Source organism: Nostoc sp. (assembly GCF_035638895.1).
Taxonomy (GTDB): Bacteria; Cyanobacteriota; Cyanobacteriia; order Cyanobacteriales; family Nostocaceae; genus Nostoc.
Genome location: NZ_DASQZC010000496.1, coordinates 1 through 2,861 on the forward strand (window position 1 = coordinate 1; position 2,861 = coordinate 2,861).

The 2,861-nt window shown below is 37.4% G+C and carries 3 protein-coding genes; all 3 read left to right on the forward strand.

Annotated features, from left to right (window positions below; all coding sequences use genetic code 11):
• Positions 1-374, forward strand: a 374-nt coding sequence (locus VE944_RS24830) for a tRNA-dihydrouridine synthase (RefSeq protein WP_324983380.1), incomplete at its 5' end; no start/stop codon positions are given.
• Between the two features lie 122 nt (positions 375-496).
• Entirely contained in the window at positions 497-1,804 is a 1,308-nt protein-coding gene (locus VE944_RS24835) for an AAA family ATPase (RefSeq protein ID WP_324983384.1), read from the forward strand.
• On the forward strand, positions 1,798-2,523 hold the full coding sequence (locus VE944_RS24840; RefSeq protein WP_324983387.1) for a hypothetical protein: 726 nt from the start codon (positions 1,798-1,800) through the stop codon (positions 2,521-2,523). Before VE944_RS24835 ends, VE944_RS24840 begins: the two co-directional genes overlap by 7 nt.
• The last annotated feature ends 338 nt before the right edge of the window (positions 2,524-2,861 follow it).

A 2,861-nucleotide genomic window follows, 5' to 3' on the forward strand; every position in this document is an offset into this window, starting at 1 on the left:
TAGAACAAACTGGCGCTGATGGTGTGATGTGTTCGCGTGGAACTTTAGGTTATCCATTTTTGGTGGGAGAAATTGATCACTTTCTGAAAACTGGAGAGATGTTACCGTCACCAACCCCAATTCAGCGCTTGGAATGTGCAAAAGATCATTTACAAGCCTTGTGGGAATATAAAGGCGATCGCGGTGTACGTCAAGCCCGTAAGCACATGACTTGGTATGCTAAGGGTTTCGTTGGTGCTGCCGAACTTCGAGGACAGCTAAGTTTAGTTGAAAAAGTAGATCAGGGTTTGGCAATGATTGACCAAGCAATTGAAAAATTGGCTAATGGTTATGAACTTGAAGAAGAAGGGGATGCTAGTTTAGTTATGCTTTAAAAAGTTGATTTTACTGATAGCTTAGGGTGATATTGCTGTTAATCATAATTACCATAGTTCCTCAATGATAACCAGACACATTATCATGATTGGTAACTGACTAGAAACTTATTTTGAAGCCTATGAATCAACCACTACTTCGCTTTGTTGCTAGCAAAAATTATAAAAATCTGTCTTTAGATAAAGTAATAGAGCTAAAAAACCTCAATATATTTATAGGTTCAAACGGTTCAGGCAAAAGCAACTTTATCAGTTGTTTGAAATTTTTAAAAGATAGCTTAACTACTATTCCTGATGAAAGTCGGGGTGTCAGTAGTTTTGAAAATGCAGTTACTCAAATTGGTGCTAATCGGATTTTAGATGGCAGTGTAGCAAGTCCTGCTGTAGTAACACTTGCTTATTGTTTTTCACAATTTTCACAAACTGGTACTCCCGCAAGAAACAGTGGAATTCTTGATTTGAAGATTTATGTTGATAAAAATCAACCAAGAGTTAGCATTTCCGAAGAATGTTTATATAGCGGAGAATATTTACATGAATCAGCTTCATCAAGACCTTTCTATTATTATAAGTTTCATGACAGAGAAGCGGGCAAAGGCGCTGTATCAGTTTATGATAGTCCCGGACAAAATTCCAGTACTCATTTTGAACCTTTAGACAATATAGATACTAATTCTTTGGGGCTTTCTGCTATTCCTCGGCTGCTTGAATATAGCCAATATCCTCCCGAAAGTACACCTGTTCTCAGAATTAGAAGAGACCTTGTTGAATTTATTTCCAAATGGCAATTTTACAATGCCAACAATATGGATTTAAATCAAATTAGAACGGCAGAACCTAAAATAGGAGGAAGTGATATTTATTTATCTTCATCTGGAGATAATTTACCACTAGTTTTAGATAATTTGACTCAGCAAAATATAGACTTCGAGGACAGCATCAACAAGGCAATGAAGTCGATTTTACCAAAAACTCGTCGTCTAAGACCTATACGTTCTGGTCGCTTGTCTCTAACTGTAGAATGGTATTTTCATGATATTAAGGAAGCTTTTTATCTAAATGAAATGTCAGATGGAACTGTCAGAATGCTTTGTTGGGCTACTATATTGCATTCTCCAGTTCTTCCTTCATTGCTAGTCATCGATGAGCCAGAATTAGGATTGCACATATCGTGGATGCCAATTTTAGCAGAGTGGATTAAAAAAGCTGCCGGGAAAACCCAATTAATTATCACCACACATAGTCCGGATCTTTTAGATCATTTCACCGATTGTTTAGAAAATGTTTTTTGTTTTGCTTCAGAAGATAAAACACATTTCTCCATCAGAACACTCTCCAAAGAAATGCTAAATCAAAAATTAAAAGAAGGATGGCAATTAGGTGATTTATATCGTGTTGGCGACCCCAGTATTGGAGGATGGCCGTGGTAGTATGGGTTTTTGCCGGTGGTGGGGAAGCTGAAGTTAGAGGATTAATCCCTTTTTTAGAACAAAATTTCTCTAATTGTAAATTTGAACGAAAAACACCAGTTCGTCAAAAACCTGGGCCTAAGCCTGGTAAGGGAAATAGTTATGGCAGAACAAGTCAAAGCTTAATTGAGCAAATCATTAAAGAACTACCTATTGCCTTAAGATATGAACCAAATAAATGTAATCTAATTTTAGTGTTTGACGATTTAGATTGCCGCACGCCAGAGCTTCAAGAAAATAAAATTTTAGATGCGATATCAACTATACCAGAATGTGCTGATATTAATAAACTTGTTGTGTTTGCTGCTCCTGAACTGGAAACTTGGATTATTGCAGATTGGAATAACTCAATAGCTAGACATCCAGATTTTCGAGGTAGACACGAGCAGATGCGTTACTGGCTTAGTCAGGAAAAAAATATTCCTTTTAATGAACCAGAATCATTTAGTGAATATGATGAAGACAAAGATTGTTGTCGAGAAAAGCTATCACAGGCACTAGTTGATTCAAGTGTTTTAGCTGAATTTGATAGCCTTTCAACACGTTATTCTAAAGGATTGCATACCCCGGCACTATTACAAGACATCCGACCAGATGAAGTTCAACGAAGATGTCCTTTATTTCGCAAACTCTATAACTATCTTAATAATTTTTTTTGTTCTCCATCAAACTATGGTTAAAAGCTGTTGATGCGTTATGCGCTTCGCGCTACTACTTAAAGCTCCAAATAGCTGAAACATAGTCCCCATAAGGTGCGCGAATGGTTTGAAAGTACGATTGCCCTCAAAGTCTTGTATATATGGAGCGTACAGCCTTTTTTGCTCCTGCTCATTTTGTACACCTACCCATCCGCGCATTTGGCAAGAAAATTAGTCTGATTAGCGATCGCTACCTCTATTAAAATAAGCGATCGCCTAATCCTTGCACACCTTAATTTACTAAATCAGGGAATACCTCTTGCACAGCAGGATGTACTAAGCGATGGTTCTGCACGTTTACACCCTTAGCTAATGCTGGG